Origin of the sequence: Candidatus Thioglobus sp. (assembly GCF_028599055.1) — a bacterium.
Lineage (GTDB): Bacteria > Pseudomonadota > Gammaproteobacteria > PS1 > Pseudothioglobaceae > Thioglobus_A.
This window is the reverse complement of record NZ_JAQRMS010000008.1, coordinates 1-22,063: the sequence shown is the minus strand read 5'-3', so window position 1 is coordinate 22,063 and position 22,063 is coordinate 1. Positions and strand designations below refer to the sequence as shown.

21 protein-coding genes are annotated in these 22,063 nt (G+C 40.5%); 1 reads left to right on the top strand and 20 read right to left on the bottom strand.

Going from position 1 to position 22,063, the window contains the following annotated elements:
• Positions 1-85 precede the first annotated feature (85 nt).
• From nuoN to PSN35_RS01310, 16 genes are all read right to left on the bottom strand, one after another.
• The gene (gene nuoN / locus PSN35_RS01385; RefSeq protein WP_300028534.1) at positions 86-1,540 is read right to left on the bottom strand and encodes an NADH-quinone oxidoreductase subunit NuoN; all 1,455 of its coding nucleotides are present in this window, start codon (positions 1,538-1,540) and stop codon (positions 86-88) included.
• 5 nt (positions 1,541-1,545) lie between these two features.
• A complete protein-coding gene (locus PSN35_RS01380) occupies positions 1,546-3,051 on the bottom strand; it encodes an NADH-quinone oxidoreductase subunit M (RefSeq protein ID WP_300028532.1) in 1,506 nt (501 codons plus the stop codon).
• Between the two features lie 2 nt (positions 3,052-3,053).
• Complete coding sequence (gene nuoL, locus PSN35_RS01375; protein WP_300028530.1) at positions 3,054-5,018, bottom strand: NADH-quinone oxidoreductase subunit L; 1,965 nt, start codon at positions 5,016-5,018, stop codon at positions 3,054-3,056.
• A 2-nt stretch (positions 5,019-5,020) separates the two neighbouring features.
• Positions 5,021-5,326, bottom strand: coding sequence for an NADH-quinone oxidoreductase subunit NuoK (gene nuoK / locus PSN35_RS01370; RefSeq protein WP_138119394.1), 306 nt, complete (start codon positions 5,324-5,326; stop codon positions 5,021-5,023).
• Positions 5,326-5,937, bottom strand: a complete 612-nt coding sequence (locus tag PSN35_RS01365; RefSeq protein ID WP_300028527.1) for an NADH-quinone oxidoreductase subunit J — start codon at positions 5,935-5,937, stop codon at positions 5,326-5,328. The genes nuoK and PSN35_RS01365 overlap by 1 nt, the downstream gene beginning before the upstream one ends.
• Before the next feature lie 11 nt (positions 5,938-5,948).
• Positions 5,949-6,440, bottom strand: a complete 492-nt coding sequence (gene nuoI, locus PSN35_RS01360; protein ID WP_300028525.1) for an NADH-quinone oxidoreductase subunit NuoI — start codon at positions 6,438-6,440, stop codon at positions 5,949-5,951.
• 14 nt (positions 6,441-6,454) lie between these two features.
• Positions 6,455-7,531 carry an NADH-quinone oxidoreductase subunit NuoH gene (nuoH, locus tag PSN35_RS01355; protein WP_300028536.1) on the bottom strand — a complete coding sequence of 359 codons (1,077 nt, stop codon included), beginning with the start codon at positions 7,529-7,531 and terminating at the stop codon, positions 6,455-6,457.
• The gene (gene nuoG / locus PSN35_RS01350; RefSeq protein ID WP_300028523.1) at positions 7,531-9,783 is read right to left on the bottom strand and encodes an NADH-quinone oxidoreductase subunit NuoG; all 2,253 of its coding nucleotides are present in this window, start codon (positions 9,781-9,783) and stop codon (positions 7,531-7,533) included. Before nuoG ends, nuoH begins: the two co-directional genes overlap by 1 nt.
• The gene (nuoF, locus tag PSN35_RS01345) at positions 9,783-11,051 is read right to left on the bottom strand and encodes an NADH-quinone oxidoreductase subunit NuoF (RefSeq protein WP_300028521.1); all 1,269 of its coding nucleotides are present in this window, start codon (positions 11,049-11,051) and stop codon (positions 9,783-9,785) included. Before nuoF ends, nuoG begins: the two co-directional genes overlap by 1 nt.
• The gene (gene nuoE / locus PSN35_RS01340; protein WP_300028519.1) at positions 11,048-11,521 is read right to left on the bottom strand and encodes an NAD(P)H-dependent oxidoreductase subunit E; all 474 of its coding nucleotides are present in this window, start codon (positions 11,519-11,521) and stop codon (positions 11,048-11,050) included. Before nuoE ends, nuoF begins: the two co-directional genes overlap by 4 nt.
• Positions 11,522-11,672: 151 nt before the next feature.
• Positions 11,673-12,926 carry an NADH-quinone oxidoreductase subunit D gene (locus tag PSN35_RS01335; RefSeq protein ID WP_300028517.1) on the bottom strand — a complete coding sequence of 418 codons (1,254 nt, stop codon included), beginning with the start codon at positions 12,924-12,926 and terminating at the stop codon, positions 11,673-11,675.
• A 2-nt stretch (positions 12,927-12,928) separates the two neighbouring features.
• Positions 12,929-13,543 carry an NADH-quinone oxidoreductase subunit C gene (locus PSN35_RS01330; protein WP_300028516.1) on the bottom strand — a complete coding sequence of 205 codons (615 nt, stop codon included), beginning with the start codon at positions 13,541-13,543 and terminating at the stop codon, positions 12,929-12,931.
• A 5-nt stretch (positions 13,544-13,548) separates the two neighbouring features.
• Complete coding sequence (locus tag PSN35_RS01325) at positions 13,549-14,028, bottom strand: NADH-quinone oxidoreductase subunit B family protein (RefSeq protein WP_300028514.1); 480 nt, start codon at positions 14,026-14,028, stop codon at positions 13,549-13,551.
• Positions 14,029-14,175: 147 nt separating this feature from the next.
• Positions 14,176-14,532, bottom strand: a complete 357-nt coding sequence (locus PSN35_RS01320) for an NADH-quinone oxidoreductase subunit A (RefSeq protein ID WP_300028512.1) — start codon at positions 14,530-14,532, stop codon at positions 14,176-14,178.
• Between the two features lie 93 nt (positions 14,533-14,625).
• A complete protein-coding gene (gene tldD, locus PSN35_RS01315; RefSeq protein WP_300028510.1) occupies positions 14,626-16,050 on the bottom strand; it encodes a metalloprotease TldD in 1,425 nt (474 codons plus the stop codon).
• Positions 16,047-18,518: a DUF3971 domain-containing protein gene (locus tag PSN35_RS01310; RefSeq protein ID WP_300028508.1), complete on the bottom strand. Its 2,472-nt coding sequence runs from the start codon at positions 18,516-18,518 to the stop codon at positions 16,047-16,049. The genes tldD and PSN35_RS01310 overlap by 4 nt, the downstream gene beginning before the upstream one ends.
• Before the next feature lie 54 nt (positions 18,519-18,572).
• Between PSN35_RS01310 and PSN35_RS01305 the strand changes: the two genes are divergently transcribed.
• The gene (locus tag PSN35_RS01305) at positions 18,573-19,010 is read left to right on the top strand and encodes a cytochrome c5 family protein (protein ID WP_300028506.1); all 438 of its coding nucleotides are present in this window, start codon (positions 18,573-18,575) and stop codon (positions 19,008-19,010) included.
• Between the two features lie 28 nt (positions 19,011-19,038).
• On the opposite strand, the gene PSN35_RS01300 is transcribed toward PSN35_RS01305, so the two are convergent.
• Genes PSN35_RS01300 through argB form a run of 4 tightly spaced genes read right to left on the bottom strand, consistent with a single transcriptional unit; the run spans position 19,039 to position 21,961 of the window.
• Positions 19,039-19,524, bottom strand: coding sequence for an asparaginase domain-containing protein (locus PSN35_RS01300; protein WP_300028504.1), 486 nt, complete (start codon positions 19,522-19,524; stop codon positions 19,039-19,041).
• A 46-nt stretch (positions 19,525-19,570) separates the two neighbouring features.
• Positions 19,571-20,209, bottom strand: coding sequence for a YggS family pyridoxal phosphate-dependent enzyme (locus PSN35_RS01295; protein ID WP_300028502.1), 639 nt, complete (start codon positions 20,207-20,209; stop codon positions 19,571-19,573).
• Positions 20,206-21,090, bottom strand: coding sequence for a dihydroorotate dehydrogenase electron transfer subunit (locus PSN35_RS01290; protein ID WP_300028500.1), 885 nt, complete (start codon positions 21,088-21,090; stop codon positions 20,206-20,208). Before PSN35_RS01290 ends, PSN35_RS01295 begins: the two co-directional genes overlap by 4 nt.
• Positions 21,083-21,961 (bottom strand): acetylglutamate kinase, encoded by an 879-nt coding sequence (gene argB / locus PSN35_RS01285; RefSeq protein WP_300028498.1) that lies wholly within the window; start codon positions 21,959-21,961, stop codon positions 21,083-21,085. Before argB ends, PSN35_RS01290 begins: the two co-directional genes overlap by 8 nt.
• Positions 21,962-22,063: the final 102 nt, after the last annotated feature.

The following is a 22,063-nucleotide window of genomic DNA, read 5'->3' as shown; positions in this document are numbered from 1 at the left end:
GGTGTTTTGCACCTCTAAATCAGAGTGACAAACCTTGCCCGTCACTCTGATAAAAAAATATTGGAAATTATTAAAATGAACTGATTTAAAACAATGATACTGAGAGCTTCATCCAGAAGTCTGGGAACAAGCCAACCACCAAGATCAACACAGCATTGATTGATAACACCAACTGCATATCCATTGGCGCAGTAACTTTAACTTCCTTGTCTGTATCTTCAAAGTACATTGATTTAATCACTTGTAGGTAATAGTAAGCACTAATCACTGCAAAGATTACTGCGATTACAGCAATAGTCACAAAGCCGGCTGAGACTACTTGTTGCAGTATGAATAATTTAGAGTAGAAGCCAATAAATGGTGGTACGCCCGCCATTGACAGCATAACAACCAGCATCATTAAAGCAAACCAAGGCGAATGCTTACTCAAGCCTTTAAAATCAGAAATTTGATCAGCTTCAAAGCCTTGTTTGTTAAGTAGGATAATCACGCCAAAGGCTGCCAAACTCATTAGCACATACACCAATACATAAAATACCGCAGCGCCATAGCCAGTAATTACACCAGTGACAAAACCCAGCATAATAAAACCGATGTGTGAAATAGTGGAATATGCCAACATGCGCTTAATGTTAGTTTGCATAAGTGCTACTACCGAGCCTAAGGCAATTGACAGTACGGCTAGCACCATAAATAAATCAGACCAGTAAGCATGCATAACACCTAAACCTTCTACCAAAATACGTACCAACATTGCTACAGCAGCAATTTTTGGCACGGTAGACAAAAACATAGTTACTGAGGTTGGAGATCCTTGATACACATCTGGCACCCAGTTGTGAAATGGCACTGCACCTAACTTAAAGGCAATACCAATTACCAAGAAAACTAGACCAAAATTCGTGATTAAAGCTTCTCTTGAGTCTAGCGTTGAGCTTGAGGCAAAGTTGGCGATTTCATTAATATTTAAACTGCCACTAATGCCGTAAATCATACTCATGCCATAAAGCAATAAGCCCGAGGCAATGGCGCCAAGCACAAAATATTTAAGCGCTGCTTCTACTGCACCGGCACGTTGGCGTGCGATAGCAATTAACGTGTAAAGCGATAAAGAAAGAATTTCCAAACCTAGATACAGGGTTAGTAAGCTATAGCCCGACACCATGACCATCATGCCTAATACTGATAGCAATACTAATACAAAATACTCACCTCTAAAAAGACTATGCTGCGTTAGGTAGTGACGTGTATACACCAAAGCCACCATGGTTGCACCCGCCATAAACACCTTAAACACCGACGCCATATTGTCCAAAATAAATGAACCGCCAAAGATAATGGTTTGTGGTTCATTAATTAAATTAAATGCCAATAAGCCTGTAATCAATAAACTAAGTTGGGTTAAATAATAAGTGACTTGCTTGAATGACTTGGTTAAGAACAAATCAAGTAACAATACAACCACGATTGCACTTAATAAGAAGATCTCCGGCATAGCTGCCGACAAGGTTGAAATATCAAATGTAAATGAATTACTCATAATGCTTAAAGTTTAGAAGTTAATGCTTGATTTAATAAATGCTCAATCGAGACATGCATAACGTCAATCACCGGTTGAGGGTATAAACCCATAGCAATTACTGCAATTGCTAATACAGCCATAATACCAAATTCTCTGGCGTTTAAATCTGACAAGGTTTCCACATCAGGATTGGTAACTGCACCCCAAAATACGCGCTTAACCATCCACAGTGTATAAGCAGCGCCAACAATTAGGGTTGTAGCTGCTAGTACCGCATACCAAATGTTAGCTTGAACTGCACCTAAAATAACCATAAATTCACCGACAAAACCTGAGGTACCTGGCAAACCAGCATTGGCCATAGCAAACAACACCGCAAACCCCGTGAATCTTGGCATGGAGTTAATCACACCACCATAGGTTGAGATTTCTCTTGAGTGTAGTCGGTCGTACAATACACCGACCACCAAGAACATCGCGGCAGAAATAAAACCATGCGAAATCATTTGCACCATCGCACCTTCAAGACCCAACAACGCACCTTCGGCTGCACCTGGCTGATAGGCTAAAAATAAAGCAAATACACCCAAAGTGACAAAACCCATGTGCGAGATTGAAGAATAAGCAATAAGTTTTTTCATGTCACGTTGAACCAAGGCCACAAAGCCAATATAAACAATGGCAATGAGTGACAAGATAATAACAATTTCTGAAAATTCTAGCGAAGCATCAGGCGTGATTGGTAACGAAAAACGGAAGAAGCCGTAGCCACCCATCTTAAGCATAATCGCCGCTAGAATGACCGAGCCACCCGTTGGCGCTTGAACGTGCGCATCTGGAAGCCATGTATGTACAGGAAACATTGGCACTTTCACCGCAAAAGCCATAAAAAATGCCCAGAAAATCCATGCCTGCTCAACCGTTGTTAAGCTCAGATTATGCATATCCAGAATGGAAAATGAACCGCCCTTGTTGTACATATAGATGAGCGACACCAGCATAAAGACTGATCCAAGAAAGGTGTAAAGGAAGAATTTAATTGCAGCGTAAACACGATTATCACCGCCCCAAACACCAATAATCAATAGCATTGGGATTAGTGATGCTTCCCAGAACGCGTAAAACAAGATCGCGTCAAGCGCTGAGAAAACACCAATAATCAATCCTTCCATCATCAAGAAAGCGGCCATATAGTGCGCAGGACGTGTTTGAATTACCTCCCAACCTGCAACCACAACTAAAATTGTTGAGAATGTTGTTAGGATAATGAGTGGCATAGAAATACCATCAACGCCCAAATGGTAATATATGTTAAATTGAGAAATCCACGAAGATTTCTCTTCAAACTGCATTAAATGCGTTGCTGGATCAAACTCTGTATACAAGCTTAATGACATAACAAACACCAGTACAGAGGCGATAACACTCACCCATCTCGCAGTATTGGCACGCTCGTTACCAAGCCCGATAACTAACGCACCTGCAAAAATTGGCAACCAAATTAATAAACTTAATAATGAATTATCCATCGTTATAGCTCAAGTAGTGGGTGTTCACCTGCAAACAATACCCAAGTTAAAATAATTAATAAACCAACAATCATGAAAAAGGCGTAATGATAAACATAGCCTGTTTGAATTGGCCTAACCATGGCGCCAATGAAACCGACAAACCTAGCGCTACCATTAACAATCATCTTGTCAATCAACCCAGAATCTGACACCTTCCATAAGAAATTACCCAGTTTCTTGACACCCTGTACAAACACAATGTCATTGAAACGATCAAAACCGTAAAGCGATTCTAGAACATAATTGCTGCGGTGAAATTTAGTTTGAATCCAGGTAGCCCACTCGGCTCTATATAAAGTTAACACCCAAGCGCTCACAATACCACCAACCATCATCCAGAAAGGTAGTGTTTGCAAAGCATGTGGAATCATGCCTGCCGCACCATGGAAACTATCTGCTAGGCTGGACATTGATGTATGCTGAGCACTCACTGTAATTGCACCATCGAGCCAGCCGTTAAATAACATTGGGTCAATAGTTAAGTAACCAATGGCGAGCGAAGGAATGGCCAGTGCGACCAGTGGCAAGGTAATGCTAACAGGTGACTCTTTAACATGTGACGCTGTGTGCTCATCCATTCTTGACTCACCGTGAAAGACCAAGAAAAACATTCTTAGTGAATAGAAAGCAGTAATAAACACGCCAGCTACTACGGCGTAATAAACCCAATCTGCATACGGTAAGCTTGAGAAATGCACCGCCTCAATAATCATGTCTTTTGAGTAGAAGCCCGCAAACCCCGGAAAGCCAATAAGCGCTAAAGTACCAATGAGTGAGGTCCAATAAGTAATTGGCATTTTTTTGCGCAAACCACCCATCTCTCGTATGTCTTGCTTGTGATGTAGCGCTACGATTACTGATCCAGCCGCCAAGAATAATAACGCTTTAAAGAAAGCGTGCGTCATTAAGTGAAAAATAGCGACCGAATAAGCACTCACACCCAAAGCAACTGTCATATAGCCTAATTGTGACAAGGTTGAATAAGCCACCACTTTCTTAATATCGTTTTGCACAATGCCCAGCAAACCCATAAATAATGCTGTAACCGCACCTACAATCATAACAACAATGAGTGCTGTTTCACTCAACTCAAACATAGGCGACATACGTGACACCATAAAAATACCGGCTGTCACCATGGTTGCGGCGTGAATCAATGCTGAGATTGGTGTCGGACCTTCCATCGATCCTGGTAGCCAAACGTGCAAGGGCACTTGAGCTGATTTACCCATAGCACCAATAAATAGCAATATACAAATAACAGTAATGACTGAAGCACCATCTAGCATTGTTACCCCAGTAATGGTATTCAGGCTAGCAAATACTTCAGCATAGTCTAGAGAACCAAAATACATTAATACTAAAGCGATACCTAGTAAAAAGCCAAAATCGCCCACACGGTTAACCAGGAAAGCTTTTAGATTAGCTTCAACTGCACTTTCTTTATGATGCCAGAAACCAATCAATAAGTATGACACTAAGCCAACCGCTTCCCAGCCAAAGAACAACTGCATAAAGTTGTTTGACATAACCAACATGAACATCGAGAAAGTAAATAATGAAATGTAGCTAAAGAACTTGGTATAACCCTTGTCATCATGCATATAGCCAATGGTATATATATGCACCATAAGTGAGACAAATGAAACAACCACCATCATAATGGCTGTCAGGTTATCAATTAAAAAACCAACACTAACATTTAGATTGCCGATTTGCATCCATGTGTAAATGTTTTGATTAAACGCTGCAGCACCTTCTAATACATGATGATTAAAAACATATAACGACAATACTGTTGATATAAGCACACCTGAAATAGTAGCAACATTTGTTGCCATTCTGCCTAATAACGAACCTAGAAATCCTGCAAATATTGCACCAACTAAAGGTGCCAACGCAATAATTAAATATATTTGCTCCATGATTACCCCTTAAGACTGTTGGTGACGTCAACATTAATAGAGCCACGAACTCTAAACAGCAAAGTCAAGATTGCCAGACCAATAGCCACTTCCGCTGCAGCTACTGTCAAGATAAAGAATACAAAAATCTGTCCTGCTTCATTGCCCAAAAAGTGTGAAAATGCAATAAAGTTAGTATTTACCGCTACCAAAATCAACTCTACGCACATTAACAAAGTAATAATATTAGTACGATTAATAAAAATACCAACCAGGCCAATACAGAAAATAATACTGCTTAAAATTAAGTAATCACTCAAACTAACCATTACTTATTCTCCTTTGATGGTGACGCAATAGACACAACCCTAATTCGATCCTTAGCAGATACATTGACTTGTTCTGAAATAGACTGCTTTTTACGATTAATCTCTTTTTTGTGTACCAGGGTAATGGCTGCAATAATGGCAATTAACAGTAATACTGCTGCCAATTCAAATGGGTACACATACGTTGTGTAGAGCTGCATAGCCAATACGGTGATATTACTATAATCAGCACCATGTTTAGCTGGTGACGGCATTACCTCTAAGCCAAATTGAGCACCACCTAGTACCAGTGTCATTTCTGCAATAATGATAAGTGTTACGATCAAGCCTAATGGCAAATAGCCAGCAAATTTTGCGCGCAAGGTTGATTTGTCAATATTGAGCATTTTAATAACAAATAAAAACAACACCATCACTGCGCCAACATAGACCAAGATAAGCGTAATGGCTAAAAATTCTGCTTCCAATAATATCCAAATACTAGCAGCAGAAAAGAAACCCAACACTAAAAACAATACAGCTTTTGCTGCATTACGTGCAAAGATCATCGCCAAAGATGAGGCAATAAACCAGAATGACAAAATGTAAAAAATAACTTGTTCAGAACTCATTGATCTTATCCTTATCGATATTTTGCATCTTGGGCTTTGATTTTTCCAATAACTTGCTCGTTATCATCACCCACTTTTAATAATCGCTCTTTGGTCATAATACTGCCGTCTCTTGATTCAAATGCATATTCAAAAATTTGAGTTTCAACAATAGCGTCAACCGGGCAGGCCTCTTCACAAAAACCGCAAAAAATACATTTAAATAAATCAATGTCGTATTGAGTTGTACGGCGTGTGCCGTCATCACGCATTTCTGACTCAATAGTAATCGCATTAGCTGGGCATACAGCCTCACAAAGCTTACACGCAATACAGCGCTCCTCACCATTTGGATAGCGACGCAATGCGTGCAGACCTCTAAACCTTGGTGAAATAGGCGTTTTTTCCTCTGGATACTGAACGGTAATTTTAGTGTTAACAAACTCTTTGGCAGTAATTTTCATGCCCGAGCGCAGTTCGCTTAAAGTTAGGTTTTTTGCTAATTTTTTTATGCCGTTAATCATCTATTTAATCCTTATTAAGCAAACCAGGGGCCAATATGCAACTGTGTCATTAACGCAACCACAAAAATCCAAACAATGGTCATTGGTAAAAATACTTTCCAGCTTAGGCGCATAATTTGGTCATATCTAAATCGTGGAAATGTTGCTCTTACCCATAAATATAGAAACATAAAGAAGGTTGATTTTGCCAACAGCCAAACAATACCCGGTACCCATGCAAAGGCCGATTCCAACACACCAAGTCCTTCAAAAGGAGAATGCCAGCCACCAAAAAACATAACCACAGCCAGAACTGCCATGAGAATCATATTGGCATACTCTGCTAAGAAAAATACAGCAAACGTCATGCCAGAATACTCAACATGGGTACCGCCCACAATTTCTGATTCTCCTTCAACCACATCAAATGGGGCGCGGTTTGTTTCTACCAAAGCTGAAATAAAGAAGATAACCATCATTGGGAACAATGGAATAAAGTACCAATTAAGCATGCCGCCCTGCTGATCTGCCACAATCGTATTTAAATTCACACTGCCTGCAATCATCACTACCGTTACTAACGCAAAACCAATGACAATTTCATAGGAAACCAGCAATGAGGCACTACGCAATGCGCCCAATAATGGATATTTTGAGTTAGATGCCCAGCCTGCCAAAATGATGCCGTATACACCAATCGAGCCAATCGCCAACACATACAATAAACTAACATCTAGGTTAGTGACATAGATGCCTTCGTCAAATGGGATAACAGCCCACACAGCAATCGCTGGTGCAATGGCTAGAATTGGCGCCAATAAAAATAAATAGATGTTAGCCCTTGATGGAAAAATAATTTCCTTAGTCATGAGCTTTAACGCATCAGCGATTGGCTGCAACCAGCCTTTAGGGCCCACTCGATTTGGACCAATACGCAGCTGCATATAGCCAATCACTTTACGCTCAGCATAAGTAAAGTAAGCCACAGTCAGTAACAATGGCATAATCAAAGCAAATGCTTTAATCAAAATAATAACAATAGCTGCAACATTACCATCAAACCAAGGCATAAGTTCGTTAACACCAAGCACAAACGATTGCCATAACTCCATCATGATAATCCTCCCGTATTGGTTGCTTGATTGCTGCTGACAAATACACATTGGTCAGCCATAGCATCGGTAACATCAATTGGCACACCCAAATACCGATCGCCTGATTTTAGCGACAGTGTATCGGCAGTAGCTTGAGTCATTGAAGCGGTATTCATTTGGCCAATTTTACTTGCCTGTAGAGAGCTAGCGTGTCTTAACAACTCGTCTGATTGATACGGCGAATGCATCCAGATGGTCTCAATAGCTGACGTGTTTTCATTAATATTAATACTACTATCGTATTCATGCTCCACTTCTGACTGGTGAGCCACTTCACTCAACACTTGCGCAGAGTTTTCATAATGAAATCCAGGTAATTCAAGTAAATCTGCTAATACTTTCAAGATCTTCCAAGCAGGCTTTGCTTCACCAGGTGCGCTCACTGCTGCTGAGAATGATTGCATCTTATGGTCAATGTTAATATGTGTACCCGACGTTTCGTACATAGCGGCCATTGGCAAAATAACATCAGCATACTGTGACACCAACTCATTGCCAAAACTATTCAGTGACACCACAAATACATCTTCCTTAGACAAAGCCGAAAGCGCACTGTTCACATGATGAAAATCATATTCTGGTGTTACGTCTAATAACAAAAATGCGCTCATTTCAGCATTCAACATGTCATTTACGTTCATGCCAGTGCTGCTTGGTGTAAATTTAACACGCTGTGCACCTAATGCGTTTGCTGTAGCACTTACATTTAGTGTTTTGCTATTTGAATGTTTGGCTATCTCAGTGATTAAATTAGCAATACTACTTGCTTGAGTATTGTTTAGCACATGCTCGCCTAAAATAATCACAGCTTGCTCGGCGCCAAGTAATGTATTAGCCATATCTGTTGCTTCAGCACTTGGTGTTAGCGTGGATAAGTATTCTGGAATTTTTTCAGACTTAGCTTCTAATACGCGTTTTAATACGCCAGCCAATGTACTCGCGATTTGATTAGGTGATACAACCGTATTACTAACTGGATAATTAAAATCAAATTCTTTAACATTTAGTGCATTCATGGTTGCACCAGCAAGCTGCGCTTTACGCAACCTATGATTAATCATTGGTTGTTCTAGGCGTAAATTTGCCCCAACTACCAATGCGTAATCAACTTGTTCTAGTTTGGCTAATTTGATATTAGAAGCCAAGTGGATTGTTTGATCTAAATTTTTAACATTAAGACGATAATCCAAGTTCTCACAGCCTAATTCACGCAACATTTTTTGCATTAAATACAACTCTTCTGTAGTTGCTGTTGCGGAGGCTAATCCACCTAACTTTTGTGCATTTCGACTATTCAAAATGTTGTTTTTTAGACCTTTAACCGCATAATCTAGCGCAACTTCCCACTCTACTTCTTTCCACTGCCCTTCGACTTTAATTTGCGGATAAAGCAATCGATCTTCATGCGCTAATCCTTCGTATGAAAAACGATCTCGGTCTGAAATCCAAGTTTCATTAACACTGTCATTATCACCTGACACAACACGCTTAACTTTACCTTTGTAAGTTTGTGCATATAAATTTGAACCAACCAAATCATGGCGAGCAATACTTTCAATCGCATTCATCTGCCATGATCTAAGCTCATATCTAAATGGCTTGGAGGTTAATGCACCCACTGGGCAGACATCAATCATATTGCCAGAAAGCTCAGAAGTGATACCTTCAGCCAAGAACGGCTCAATTTTTAAATCCTCACCTCGGCCCGTGCCGCCCATCTCCATAATGCCGGCAATTTCGCTACCGAAACGAACACAGCGTGTACAGTGAATACAGCGTGTCATGTCAGTTTGGATCAATGGGCCAATATCACTTGGCGCAACCAAACGCTTGCCTTCGCTAAAGCGTGAGACATCAGAACCATATTCCACAGCCACATCTTGCAATTCACACTCGCCACCCTGATCACAAATAGGGCAATCCAGCGGATGGTTAATGAGTAAAAATTCCATTACTGCTTTTTGAGAAGCTTTAGCTCTTTCATTTTGAGTATGAATTTTCATACCGTCAGCAATTGGTGTTGAACAGGCTGGCTGAGGCTTTGGTGCACCCTCAACATCTACCAAACACATACGACATGACGCTGAGATGGATAATTTCTTGTGATAGCAAAATCTTGGCACCGTAATCCCTTCTCTGTCTGTCACAGCGATCAGCATTTCACCCGGTTCAGCATTTACTAGCTGACCATCAATTTCAATTTCTACCATTATCCTTTCACCATGCTTTTGCCGTGTTCAATGTAGTATTCAAACTCTTCACGGAAATTTCTTAAGAAACTTTCAACAGGCATCGCAGCAGCATCACCTAGGGCGCAAATTGTATTGCCCATGATTTTTTCCTGCACACCCAATAATAAATCAATATCGTCTGCCTTGCCTTTGCCATCCATAATGCGCTTTAGCACCCTATAAAGCCAACCAGTACCTTCACGACACGGTGTACATTGGCCACAAGACTCATCATAATAAAAATGCGCTAAGCGCGTTAACGCTTCAACCATGCAAGTTGAATCATCCATTACGATCACTGAACCAGCGCCCAACATGGAGCCAGCTTTATCAATACCGTCATAATCCATGGTCATGCCCATGGCCACTTCTGCTGTTAATACTGGTGTCGATGAGCCACCTGGAATAACAGCTTTTAATTTTGCGCCATTACGCATACCGCCAGCAAGCTCTAATAATTCTTTAAATGGCATACCCATAGATACTTCAAAGTTTGCCGGATTCGCCACATGACCTGAGACAGAAAATAATTTAGTGCCGCCTGAATTCTCTACACCAAGATCAGCAAACCATTGCCCGCCATTGGCCATAATATCTGGCACAGAAGCAAAGCTTTCTGTATTGTTAATGGTGGTTGGTTTGCCAAACAAACCCACGTTAGCAGGGAATGGAGGCTTAAATCGTGGCTGGCCTTTTTTACCTTCAATCGATTCTAGCAAAGCTGTCTCTTCACCACAGATATAAGCGCCCGCACCTAAATGCGCATAAAGATCAAAATCAATCTTTGATTGGTTAATATTTTTACCCAAAAGTCCGGCTGCATAAGCCTCTTTCAAAGCGCCTTCAAAACGATTGAACGGCTCCATAAACTCACCACGGATGTAATTGTAACCAACCGTTGCATTCATGACAAAACTACCTATCGCCATACCTTCAATTACTGCATGTGGATTATATCTAAGGATATCACGGTCTTTACAAGTGCCCGGCTCACCCTCATCAGAATTACACACAATGTACTTTTGACCTTGTGCGTTACGCGGCATAAAACTCCACTTAAGTCCGGTTGGGAAGCCTGCACCACCACGACCTCTTAAGCCTGAAATTTTTAATTCTTCAATAATTTGCTCAGGTGTGTATTCACCCTTAAGGATTTTGCGCCAAACACTATAACCACCGCTAGCCTCGTAGGTGGCTAACGACCAACACTGGTCTTTGTCTAGATTTTTAAAACAAACTTCATTCATTTTAAACCATCCACAATTTCATCAATTTTCTCAATTGTTAGGTTTTCATAGTACTGGTCGCCAATTTGAAACATTGGCGCACCCACACAAGCACCTAGACACTCTACTTTTTTAACACTGACCAGTCCATCTTTGCTAACTTCACCGGTTTTAACACCTAGTTTGGTTTCAAGATGTGCAATTAGATCATCGGCACCATTCAACATGCAAGAGATATTATGGCAAAAACGAATCACATGTTTACCCATCGGCTTATGGTTGTAATTCTCGTAAAACGTAGCCACTTCAGCTGCAGCAATGCCTGGCATGTCCAAATAATCAGCAACCGCTTGAATATTGTCGTGCGTTAACTGATTGTTATTTTCTGCCTGAACAATTTTCAAAGCCTCCATCACTGCAGAACTTTGACGTCCCTCTGGATATTTTGCTACCCAAGCATCGATTTGTTTTTTTGCTTTATCTGAAATCATGATTAATTAAACTTAAATTTCCTAAAAGGAGAAACGAGTATTTTTACTTTCTGCAAGGCAAGCGCAAGAATGAACAAAGGAGTGTAGTAAACACTACATGACTGAGTGAATGATAAGCTTAACGCCGAAGAAGGTAAAAAGACGAAATTTCTCATCGGTCAATCTCTCCAAAAACAATATCCTGTGTGCCGATGATAGTGACCACATCTGACAACATATGTCCTTTAGTCATTTCATCCATGGAGGCCAAATGTGCAAAACCAGGCGCTCTAATTTTTACTCTGTACGGCTTGTTAGCGCCATCAGAAATTAAGTAAATACCAAATTCACCCTTAGGATGCTCAACCGCTTTATAAACTTCACCTTCTGGCAATGAGTAGCCTTCGGTAAAGAGTTTAAAGTGATGAATTAATGACTCCATATCATCTTTCATGTCAGTACGCTTTGGTGGCGCTACTTTTTTATCGTCACTCATCACTGAGCCTGGATTCGCCCTAAGCCAATCAACACACTGACCAATAATTTTATTAGACTGGCGCAATTCTTCCATGCGTACCAAATAACGATCGTAACTATCACCCGTGACACCTACTGGAATATCAAACTCAAGTTGATCATAAACCGCATACGGCTGATTTTTTCGCAAATCCCAAGCAACACCTGAACCCCTTAACATAGGGCCAGTAAAGCCTAATTGCTTAGCACGTTTGGCAGAAACAATACCAATGTTAACCAGCCTTTGCTTCCAAATTCGGTTCTCGGTTAATAAATCATCATACTGTTTAATGTGACGCGGAAACTCTTTTACAAAATCATCAATAAAGTCCAATAACGAACCTTGACGATTTTCATTCATTTTTTCAATTTCTTTGTCAGTGCGTGTGTCTGTTTTCAGGTATTTTGGCATCTGATCTGGCAGATCACGATACACACCACCTGGGCGGTAGTAAGTCGCGTGCATACGAGAGCCTGAAACTGCCTCATAACAATCAATTAATTTTTCACGCTCACGGAATGCATATAAGAAAATACTCATAGCACCTACGTCTAATGCATGCGTACCCAACCACATCAAGTGGTTTAGAATGCGTGTAATTTCGTCAAACATTACGCGAATGTATTTAGCACGCTCCGGCACCTCTAGCTCAAGCATGGTTTCAATAGCCATCACATAAGCATGCTCATTACACATCATCGAAACGTAATCTAGGCGATCCATATAGCCAATTGACTGATTGTAAGGCTTCGATTCAACTAGCTTTTCAGTACCACGATGCAACAAGCCAATATGAGGATCAGCACGCTCAATCACCTCGCCATCAATTTCTAAAATCAGGCGTAGTACGCCATGCGCTGCTGGATGTTGCGGGCCAAAGTTAAGGGTATAGTTACGAATTTCTGCCATCTTTACTTCCTAATTACCTTGGGAACACTGACGTTTGGCTCGATGCTTACTTTTTCATAAACAACACGACCTAACTCTTCATCATAGCGCATTTCAACCTCGCCAATCATTGGGAAATCTTTTCTAAGTGGATGCCCAACAAAGCCATAGTCTGTCAAAATTCGACGCAGATCTGTGTGGTTTTCAAACAAAATACCCATTAAATCAAAAGCTTCACGCTCATACCAATCTGCCGAGGCCCAAATACCTGTAACAGACTTAATAATAGGCTCAGCTTCATTAACAAAAGCTTTAACACGAATTCGGTAATTTTGACTAACAGACAACAAATGATAAATCACCGCAAAACGCTGTGGATGCTTATCTTCGCCACCTTGTGCACTTCGGCCTCTGGAAAATCCTGAGTTGCTTGCATCGTGCGCCCACTCTGATTGACCATAAGATAAATAATCAACGCCACATAAGTCAACTAAAGTATCAAAATCTAATTTATCGCGCAGTTTTAAACAAGTGTCGATAATATTGTCACTATCCACAGTTAAAGTTAGCTCACCAAAAGCAGTGACTAAATTAGCACCTTCAAAAATCTCTTCTAATTGTTCTTTTAGTTCTTCCATAATCGTTATGTGCGAGCAATGGTGTTAGTGCGACGAATTTTATCTTGCAATTGCATAATGCCGTAAAGCAGCGCTTCTGCAGTTGGCGGACAGCCTGGCACATACACATCAACCGGAACAATGCGGTCACAACCACGCACAACAGCATAAGAATAATGATAGTAACCACCGCCATTGGCACATGAACCCATAGAAATTACCCAACGTGGTTCAGGCATTTGATCGTAAACTTTACGTAATGCTGGTGCCATTTTGTTGGTCAACGTACCAGCAACAATCATTAAATCTGATTGACGTGGCGTAGGTCTAAAAACAATACCGAAACGGTCTAAGTCGTAGCGAGCAGAACCCGCTTCCATCATCTCTACCGCACAACAAGCTAAGCCAAAAGTCATTGGCCACAAGGATCCAGTTCTTGCCCAGTTAATCACACTGTCAAGCGAGGTGGTTACAAACCCTTCTTTCATTAATCCTTCAATAGCCATAATTCAACATTTTTTTAATTCTACTTTCTTATTTCCAAGTGAGGCAAAACCTCCCGAACTTAGACTATTTATAGCGGTTTTAATTTCTATACTGACGTTCATCACTGGTAAGCGTGAGGAATTGCCTCGTCCTTCAATGACCACAAACTACTCCCACTCCAGTGCGCCATTCTTCCATTCAAAAATAAAGCCCACCACCAATAGGAATAAAAAGATACTAATCGCCCCAAAGCCAAACCAGCCTAAATCTGACTGAACCACTGCCCACGGAAAGACGAAGGCCACTTCTAAATCAAACAAAATAAATAAAATAGCCACTAGATAATAACGCACATTAAAGTACATGCGTGAGTCATCGAAAGCTGGAAAGCCACACTCAAACTGAGAATTCTTCTCTTCATCAGGCTTACTAGGACCTAATAAATAACCAATTAACATTGGTCCTGCGCCAAATCCAAGGCCCAGCAAGATAAATACAACAATAGGTAGATAGTTCTCTAACACCCAACGCTCCAAACTTTAATTTTCAATCTAAATATTATATCCATTTTAATAGTTAAATCTATCAATAAGTGCAAATACATTTAAACTGAAATTTTAGGTGTTTACCTGCGTCCCACCAACGGTTAACTCATCAATTTTAAGACTTGGCTGACCCACACCAACTGGCACAGATTGACCGTCTTTACCGCACACACCAATACCACCATCAAGCTTCAAGTCGTTGGCCACCATGGATATTTTCTTTAACACCTCATCACCTGCGCCAATTAATGTCGCGCCTTTAACCGGATGTGTGATTTTGCCGTTTTTGATTAAATATGCTTCATTGGCACTAAAAACAAACTTACCCGAGGTAATATCTACCTGGCCGCCATCAAAATTAAACGCATACAAGCCATCATCAACTGAAGCAATCATATCATCTACATGATCAGTGCCATTAAGCATATAAGTATTAGTCATTCTAGGCATGGGTATGTGTGCATAAGACTCACGCCTGCCATTACCGGTTGACTCAACGCCCATTAGCCGAGCATTCATTTTGTCAAACAAGTATCCTTTCAGTATACCGTTTTCAATTAATGTTGTATTTTGAGTGGGCACACCCTCATCGTCAATGGTTAAGCTACCACGTCTATTAGCCAGGGTGCCATTATCAACAATGGTGCATTTTTCACTCGCCACTTGCTCGCCAATTCTGTCTGTAAAAACAGACGAACCCTTACGATTAAAATCCCCTTCCAAGCCATGACCTATCGCCTCATGCAATAAAACACCTGGCCAACCCGCACCCAAAATAACAGGCATGTTGCCTGCTGGTGCTTGTTTAGCTTCAAGTGCTACCAATGCTTGTCTAATCGCTTCTGACACATAAATTTCATCAAGATTATGATCAATAAAATAGCGATAATCATAACGTCCGCCGCCGCCACTCGAAGCTGATTCAATGCGCCCATTATGCTCAACAATCACACTCACACTCACCCTAACCATTGGACGATAATCTTGTTGATACACACCGTCACTAGAGGCAATCAGCACTTCAGAATACGCACCTGAAATTGAAGCACTCACTTGCTTGACTTTAGGCTCTTTTCTAGCCAAGGCATCAATCCGATTCAAAAAGTCAACCTTCTCTTTAGAGCTCAAACTGCCCAATGGATTTAGCCCACTATATTTCGCAATTTCAGGCACTGATTGAAATGCTTGTAATTGAACGGGTTGGTCAGTTTTTCCTGTACCTTTGGCAAAATCAATGGCTTTTTCAATGGCGTTAATATTTAAATCATCCGAATAGGCAAAGCCAGTTTGCTCGTTATTAACTGAGCGTGCACCAACACCATGGCTAATATTGTAAGTGCCTGACTTCACAATACTCTCTTCTAAAAACCAAGATTCAGCCACCGAATACTGGAAATACAAATCAGCGTAGTCTGGCGTCTTTGCTGACAAAGAATCCAACAATGAATAAATTTTTTCTTGGGTTAGATGATGATCATCTAGTAACTGTTCAATCATAAAATAGTTGATATATTCTCAATAGTGGGCTCGTCCCATGGGCCGGTAATTTTATATTTAAACTGCACCACCTTATCAACAATCTTGTCAATTAGCATACCATCAAACAGACTTTGATCCGCTAACCATACACCCAACCCAATCAAGCCACCGCCTGCTAAATAAGTCGCTGCAGGTACCGCGTCACTAATCGCTGGCGTTACTTTTGCTTCAATATCATACACCTCATCAATGATGTGGCTTTGCCCAGAAAGCGTAATGGCGCTCGAGCTTGCTGCTAGTTCAAAGCGGTCAATCTTAGCCAGTGCATCTTGCAGGGTTACCTGAGCATCAATACTGTCATAAACAAAGCCTTTGTCAGTCAAATCGGCAACATCAAGTTTTAAGCGCTTCGCAATAGATTTAATGTTAAGCAGCGATAATACACGTCCAATGTTAGGATCTTTATCGGTAAACACACCTTCTTTAACCTTCATTTGAGCCATGCCGCTTAAGTTTTTCAGGCTCATATTCCAAGGTGTGCAATTACAAAATAAGCGTACATCAAAGTCAAATTCACCGCCCGTTACTTGTTCTTTAATTTTAAGTTTTTGTAAAAAATCAGCCAAACCCTTGCCCTTTGCTTTAGCAATTAATGTCGTTTTTCCTGCCACCCAAGCGCCATCAAACTGTAAGTCCTGCTCACCAACACCAATTCCTTCGAACGATAAATTAGAAATTTTTAAAATATTATCAGCCGACTCTAATTTAGCACTAAAGTCAGGAGCCTCTTGCTCATCAACAAAAATACCATGCATACTTAAAAACATACTCGGCAGATCATTAGGCTGGATATTCCAATCACCCTTTAAACTATCAGATGAGGCTACTTGAAGCCCAAGCACTCTGACACTCGGCAAGTTGTCAGTCAAAGCAATCTCAATGTTGGTTTTTAGCGCCTCAGACTCAATCCTTGCACGCCAAGTTTGATCTAAACGCCTGGTTAAATACAATTCAAACCCACTATCATTGTTGACCAACTCAACCGCAAAGGAAGCTTGTTTATCATCACCCCTATTGTGTGGATTGATGCGAATATCAAAATCAGTATCACGAATATTACCTACGCCAGTGGTAGTAATTTGATTATCATGAAAAGCGATTGTAGAATCATAATCATTAATCACCACTGCGCCATCCAGCGTAGTTAGCTGATTATCTTGAATGGTTAAATCAACATCTAATGTCGACTCACGATCATCTAGTGGAATAATTAAATCCAACTCACCGCTAAGCGGACCCACCAAGCTAAACTGCTGAATAACCTCATGTACGGTTTCGCCTGAAGGCGCGTCTGCTAAAAATTGCACAAAATCTTGACTATTGGTGTTAATACTACCGCGCAGCCGTACATCCAAATCATTCTGGCTCATGTCCTCAATTTCAAGCGCCATATCCGTTAATGACAGATCATACAGCTCAGTTCGATTAACCATTACTTGAATTTTTTTACCATCAGTGGTAATGTCCGCATCTAAGCCTTTAAGTGTATCCCAGTCTGAATTAAACAATAACTCTGTTTCTGCCAAGTGCGCGGTAAAGCTAAGCGTCGCTGGCACTTGATCAGACAAATTTTTAACCAAATGAATATTAGCATTTTGCAGAACACCTGATTTAAATCCGCGCTTCATCCAGCTATTGGTTGACTCGCCCACCACTGCTGTCGGCACATAATCATCAAGATTAACTACTTGCATTTGATCAACAAAACCAGTGAATTCAACATAGTCTTGATTATCTTGCTGATAAAGCTTAATGTTCGATAATAGTGAAAAATCCTCATTTTGAATTACCATTGGCATGGTAATCACGCCACTTTGAGAAAACTGCTCACTAGATAAAGCCAGTTTGATATCAACTATTTTTTCGCCAATAGGTTGGCGCATTACACTTAACACCAATTGACCTTGGTTATGACCGATAACCACTGGCGCAAGCTCAACCAATTGCTCACCTTGAATGCGAGTTTTTTCTATCGTTAACGATTCGAAGAAATGTGCCATTTCCAAAGTTTCTTTAGACACTAAACGATCAACATCCTTAATAGAAAATGACTTACCATTAACATTAAGTGTTAACGCATCAACATAAACCTGACTTGGGTGATATACATCTTTAAATAAATTAGACAATTTCACATGCCAGTGAAGACCCTGAATATGCACTAAAGATTTATCCGAATACTTGGAACCAAGCGTTAAATCATGAATTTTTAAAGAAATGCCATTATCAATTTCAAAACTCAGTTTGGATATATCTACTGTTAAATCAGTGGCATCAGCCAATTGAGATTCAATAGGTGCCTTTAGCAGACTAGGAAAAGCAACAAAAAATCCCACAATCAACACAAGCAGTAGTGCAAAGAAAGCACTCAACCAAGTGCTTATTTTCAATACTTTAACGCCATTTGATAGTGTTTTCTTAATCATTCTGATATAATTTTGCTCTTCGAGAATTATAACTTACTAAATAAGGAAACCACCATGTACTTTAAAAACTCCGTTGCCGCCATTCTTGTTATCTTTGCAATTATTATTGGCGCTAAAACATTCTTCAGCAATTTAATTCATGTGGGTTATGATGACAACTTAACGGTTGCGCAACGTATTGCACCATTAGGTCAAGTTTATTTAGCAGGTGACATCGATGTTAATGCCATTAAAGCACCGGTTAAAACCGCTGCTAAAGCACGTAGTGGTGAGCAGGTTTACACATCAGTTTGTGCATCGTGTCACGCAGTAGGCGTACTAAACGCACCTAAATTTGGCAACAAAGCTGATTGGGCACCAAGAGTTGAACGCGGTATTGCAGATTTAGTTAAGGTATCTATTTCTGGTAAAGGCGCCATGCCACCTAAAGGCACATGTATGGATTGTTCGGATGATGAGCTAAAAGCAGCCATTGAGCACATGATCAAGTAAAAACTCTCTTATTTAATCAACAAAAAGCCTAGGAATCTACGAAGATTCCTAGGCTTTTGTCTTTCTTTACTTTGTCAAAATCAAACACTTGACCATTCATGGCAATATACACACCATTTGATTTAAGTTGTACTGCACTCAAAGCCACGCCCAAATTAAACAAGGCATCAGAATTGTCAATTGAATATGGAATCATTGAACCAAACAAAACCACGGTTTTGTCTTTGATGCTGTTAGCTAAAAATTGAGCCGTTTCCACCATGGTATCCGTACCATGCGTAATTAAGATATTTTGCTCATCACAAGACTGGCACTTATCCAAAATAAAACAGCGATCTGAATCAGTCATTTCCAACGAATCTTTTAAAAATAAAACCTCAGACAAAGTATCTGCCATCGATCGTCCTCGATTAAGCATATCCACTATATGCGTTTCAGTGAATGACAATTCGCCGGTTAATTCTTTATAGGCTTTGTCAATCGTGCCGCCAGTGATTAAAACTTTAATTTTCATAATGGTATTGTATCAAAAAATTTTGGAAATTTTGTAAATGGTCTTTTTAAGTTCTTTTTCCAAAGATATCCGAGCCGATTCTCACAAAAGTAGCGCCATTTTCAATAGCTAACTCGAGATCTGCACTCATTCCCATGCTTAAAACCTCTAAGTTTGGGTATTTTTGCAGTATTTTCGCCATTTTGGCGAAACTTTGCTCAGCATTATCGGGGCTGGGAATACACATAAAACCCCTTAATGAAATATTTTGGAAATTTTCAAAATGGGGGATAATTTCATCAATTTCGCCAATTAATACGCCTGATTTAGTCGGCTCATTGTCAATATTGATTTGTAGCAAAACATTGAGCTTGGGTAAATTTTCTGGGCGCTGATCATTTAGGCGTTTGGCAATTTTTAACCGATCTACACTGTGCACCCAGTTAAAATTCTGCGCAATTTGCTTGGTTTTGTTAGATTGGATCGGACCGATAAAATGCCAGATTAAATCTTGGCCTTTTAAACGCTCAATTTTATCCAGCGCCTCTTGAAGGTAATTTTCCCCAAAATGTCGCTGCCCTGCATCAATCGCTTGCTGAAGATCTGAAGCTGGTTTGGTTTTGCTAACGGCAATTAGCGTTACTTGCTTTTTTGTATCAACCGCATTGATACGGTTTTGGACTTTCTTTAAATTATCGGCTATCAAAAGACTTTAGTTGCGTCAAATACAGGACCATCAACACAAACGCGCTTCATCGCTGGACCAGTATCAGTCTGCACCCCAAGGGTACTTCTTGCAGGGCGCACTTCAACCACACAACCCGCACACCCACCTACCGCACAAGCCATGTTTTCTTCTAATGAAACCTGACATGGCAAATCGTACTCTTTGGCGAGTTTTGCAACTGCTTCAAGCATTGGATGTGGACCACAAGAATACACCTCAACCTGAGACAACTCCACTGCTGACAGGCCGTCTAAATAAACTCTAGCTAAATCTGTCACATAACCCTTAAACACACCTTCGTAATCTTGCAAACTGGCTAAGCGACACGCCACACCCCAATCTTCTAATTCAGGCATGGTATGTGTTGCGCCCTGATAATCTTTGCCGTCACTCGCTACTTGCTCATCAAAAGGAAACGGTACTTCTGAGCCTAGAATAGCAAATGGCTGATAATCTGTATCTTTAATATTCTGCGCAATGGAAACCATTGGCGGCATACCCACGCCACCACCAATCAGCAGTGGACGTTTTTTATCCGTCATGGTAAAGCCATTACCAATCGGGCCAATAACAGACAACGTTTCACCAATTTTGCGCTCAGCCAATTGCCTAGTGCCCTCGCCCACAACTTTATACAACAAATCGAAGGTTGCGTTTTCTTTATCAACCGACATGATTGAAATTGGGCGCCTCATCGGCAAGGCATCAGAAACTGCAATATGTACAAATTGCCCCGGCTTGGTTTCATTAGCTATCGTTTCCGATGACAAAGTTAAGATATATTGATCACCCTCAAACTTATAATGTGCCAAAATTTGGCAGTCAACTACTTTGATTGTATTACGATGTGCTTTAGTCATTGCAGGTAATTAGTGTACCAACACCATTGTCAGTAAATATTTCTAAAAGAACGGCGTGCGAGACACGTCCATCGATAATATGCGCTGCTTTAACACCGTCTTTAACCGCAGACAGTGCGCAATCAATTTTAGGCAACATGCCACCATAAATCGTGCCGTCATTAATCAAACCATCAACAGTACGCGCATCAAGGCCAGTTAGTAATTCACCATCTGCATCTAATAAGCCCGAGGTGTTGGTGAGTAAAATAAGCTTTTCTGCATCAAGTGCTTGAGCGATTGAGCCAGCTACCAAATCGGCATTAATGTTGTAGGAAAATCCATCTTCGCCCACACCAATCGGCGCAATAACCGGAATAAAATCACCTTTTAGCAATAACTCAATCACCGAGGTATCAATTTCATCCACTTCGCCCACATGACCAAGATCAATAATTTCAGAGGTAGGTTTAATGTCGTGTTGTAATTTTTTTGCGGTAATTAAACTACCATCTTTACCGGTTAAACCAATTGAGTGGCCACCATGCTGATGAATCAAATTAACGATTTCTTTGTTAACCAAACCGCCGAGCACCATTTCAACCACGTCCATGGTTTCAGAATCAGTAACCCGCATGCCGCCAATAAATTCACTCTCTTTACCAATTTTTTCTAAGGTTTTGCCGATTTGTGGCCCGCCACCATGCACCACAATCGGGTTCATGCCAACTGATTTCATCAAAACGATATCACGCGCAAAGCTTGATTTTAGCGCCTCGTCAATCATGGCGTTACCACCATACTTTATGACAATGGTTTTGCCTTGGAATTTTTGAATATACGGCAAGCTTTCAGTGAGAACGCTGGCAATATTATGAGTACCGTCTGACATATTATTTAAGATATAGAATTATTATTGCGTTATTTTACCAACAACAACGATCAGTATCGATATTCTTCAATGACAAGCTTTTCCGAGCGCTTTTACTTACTT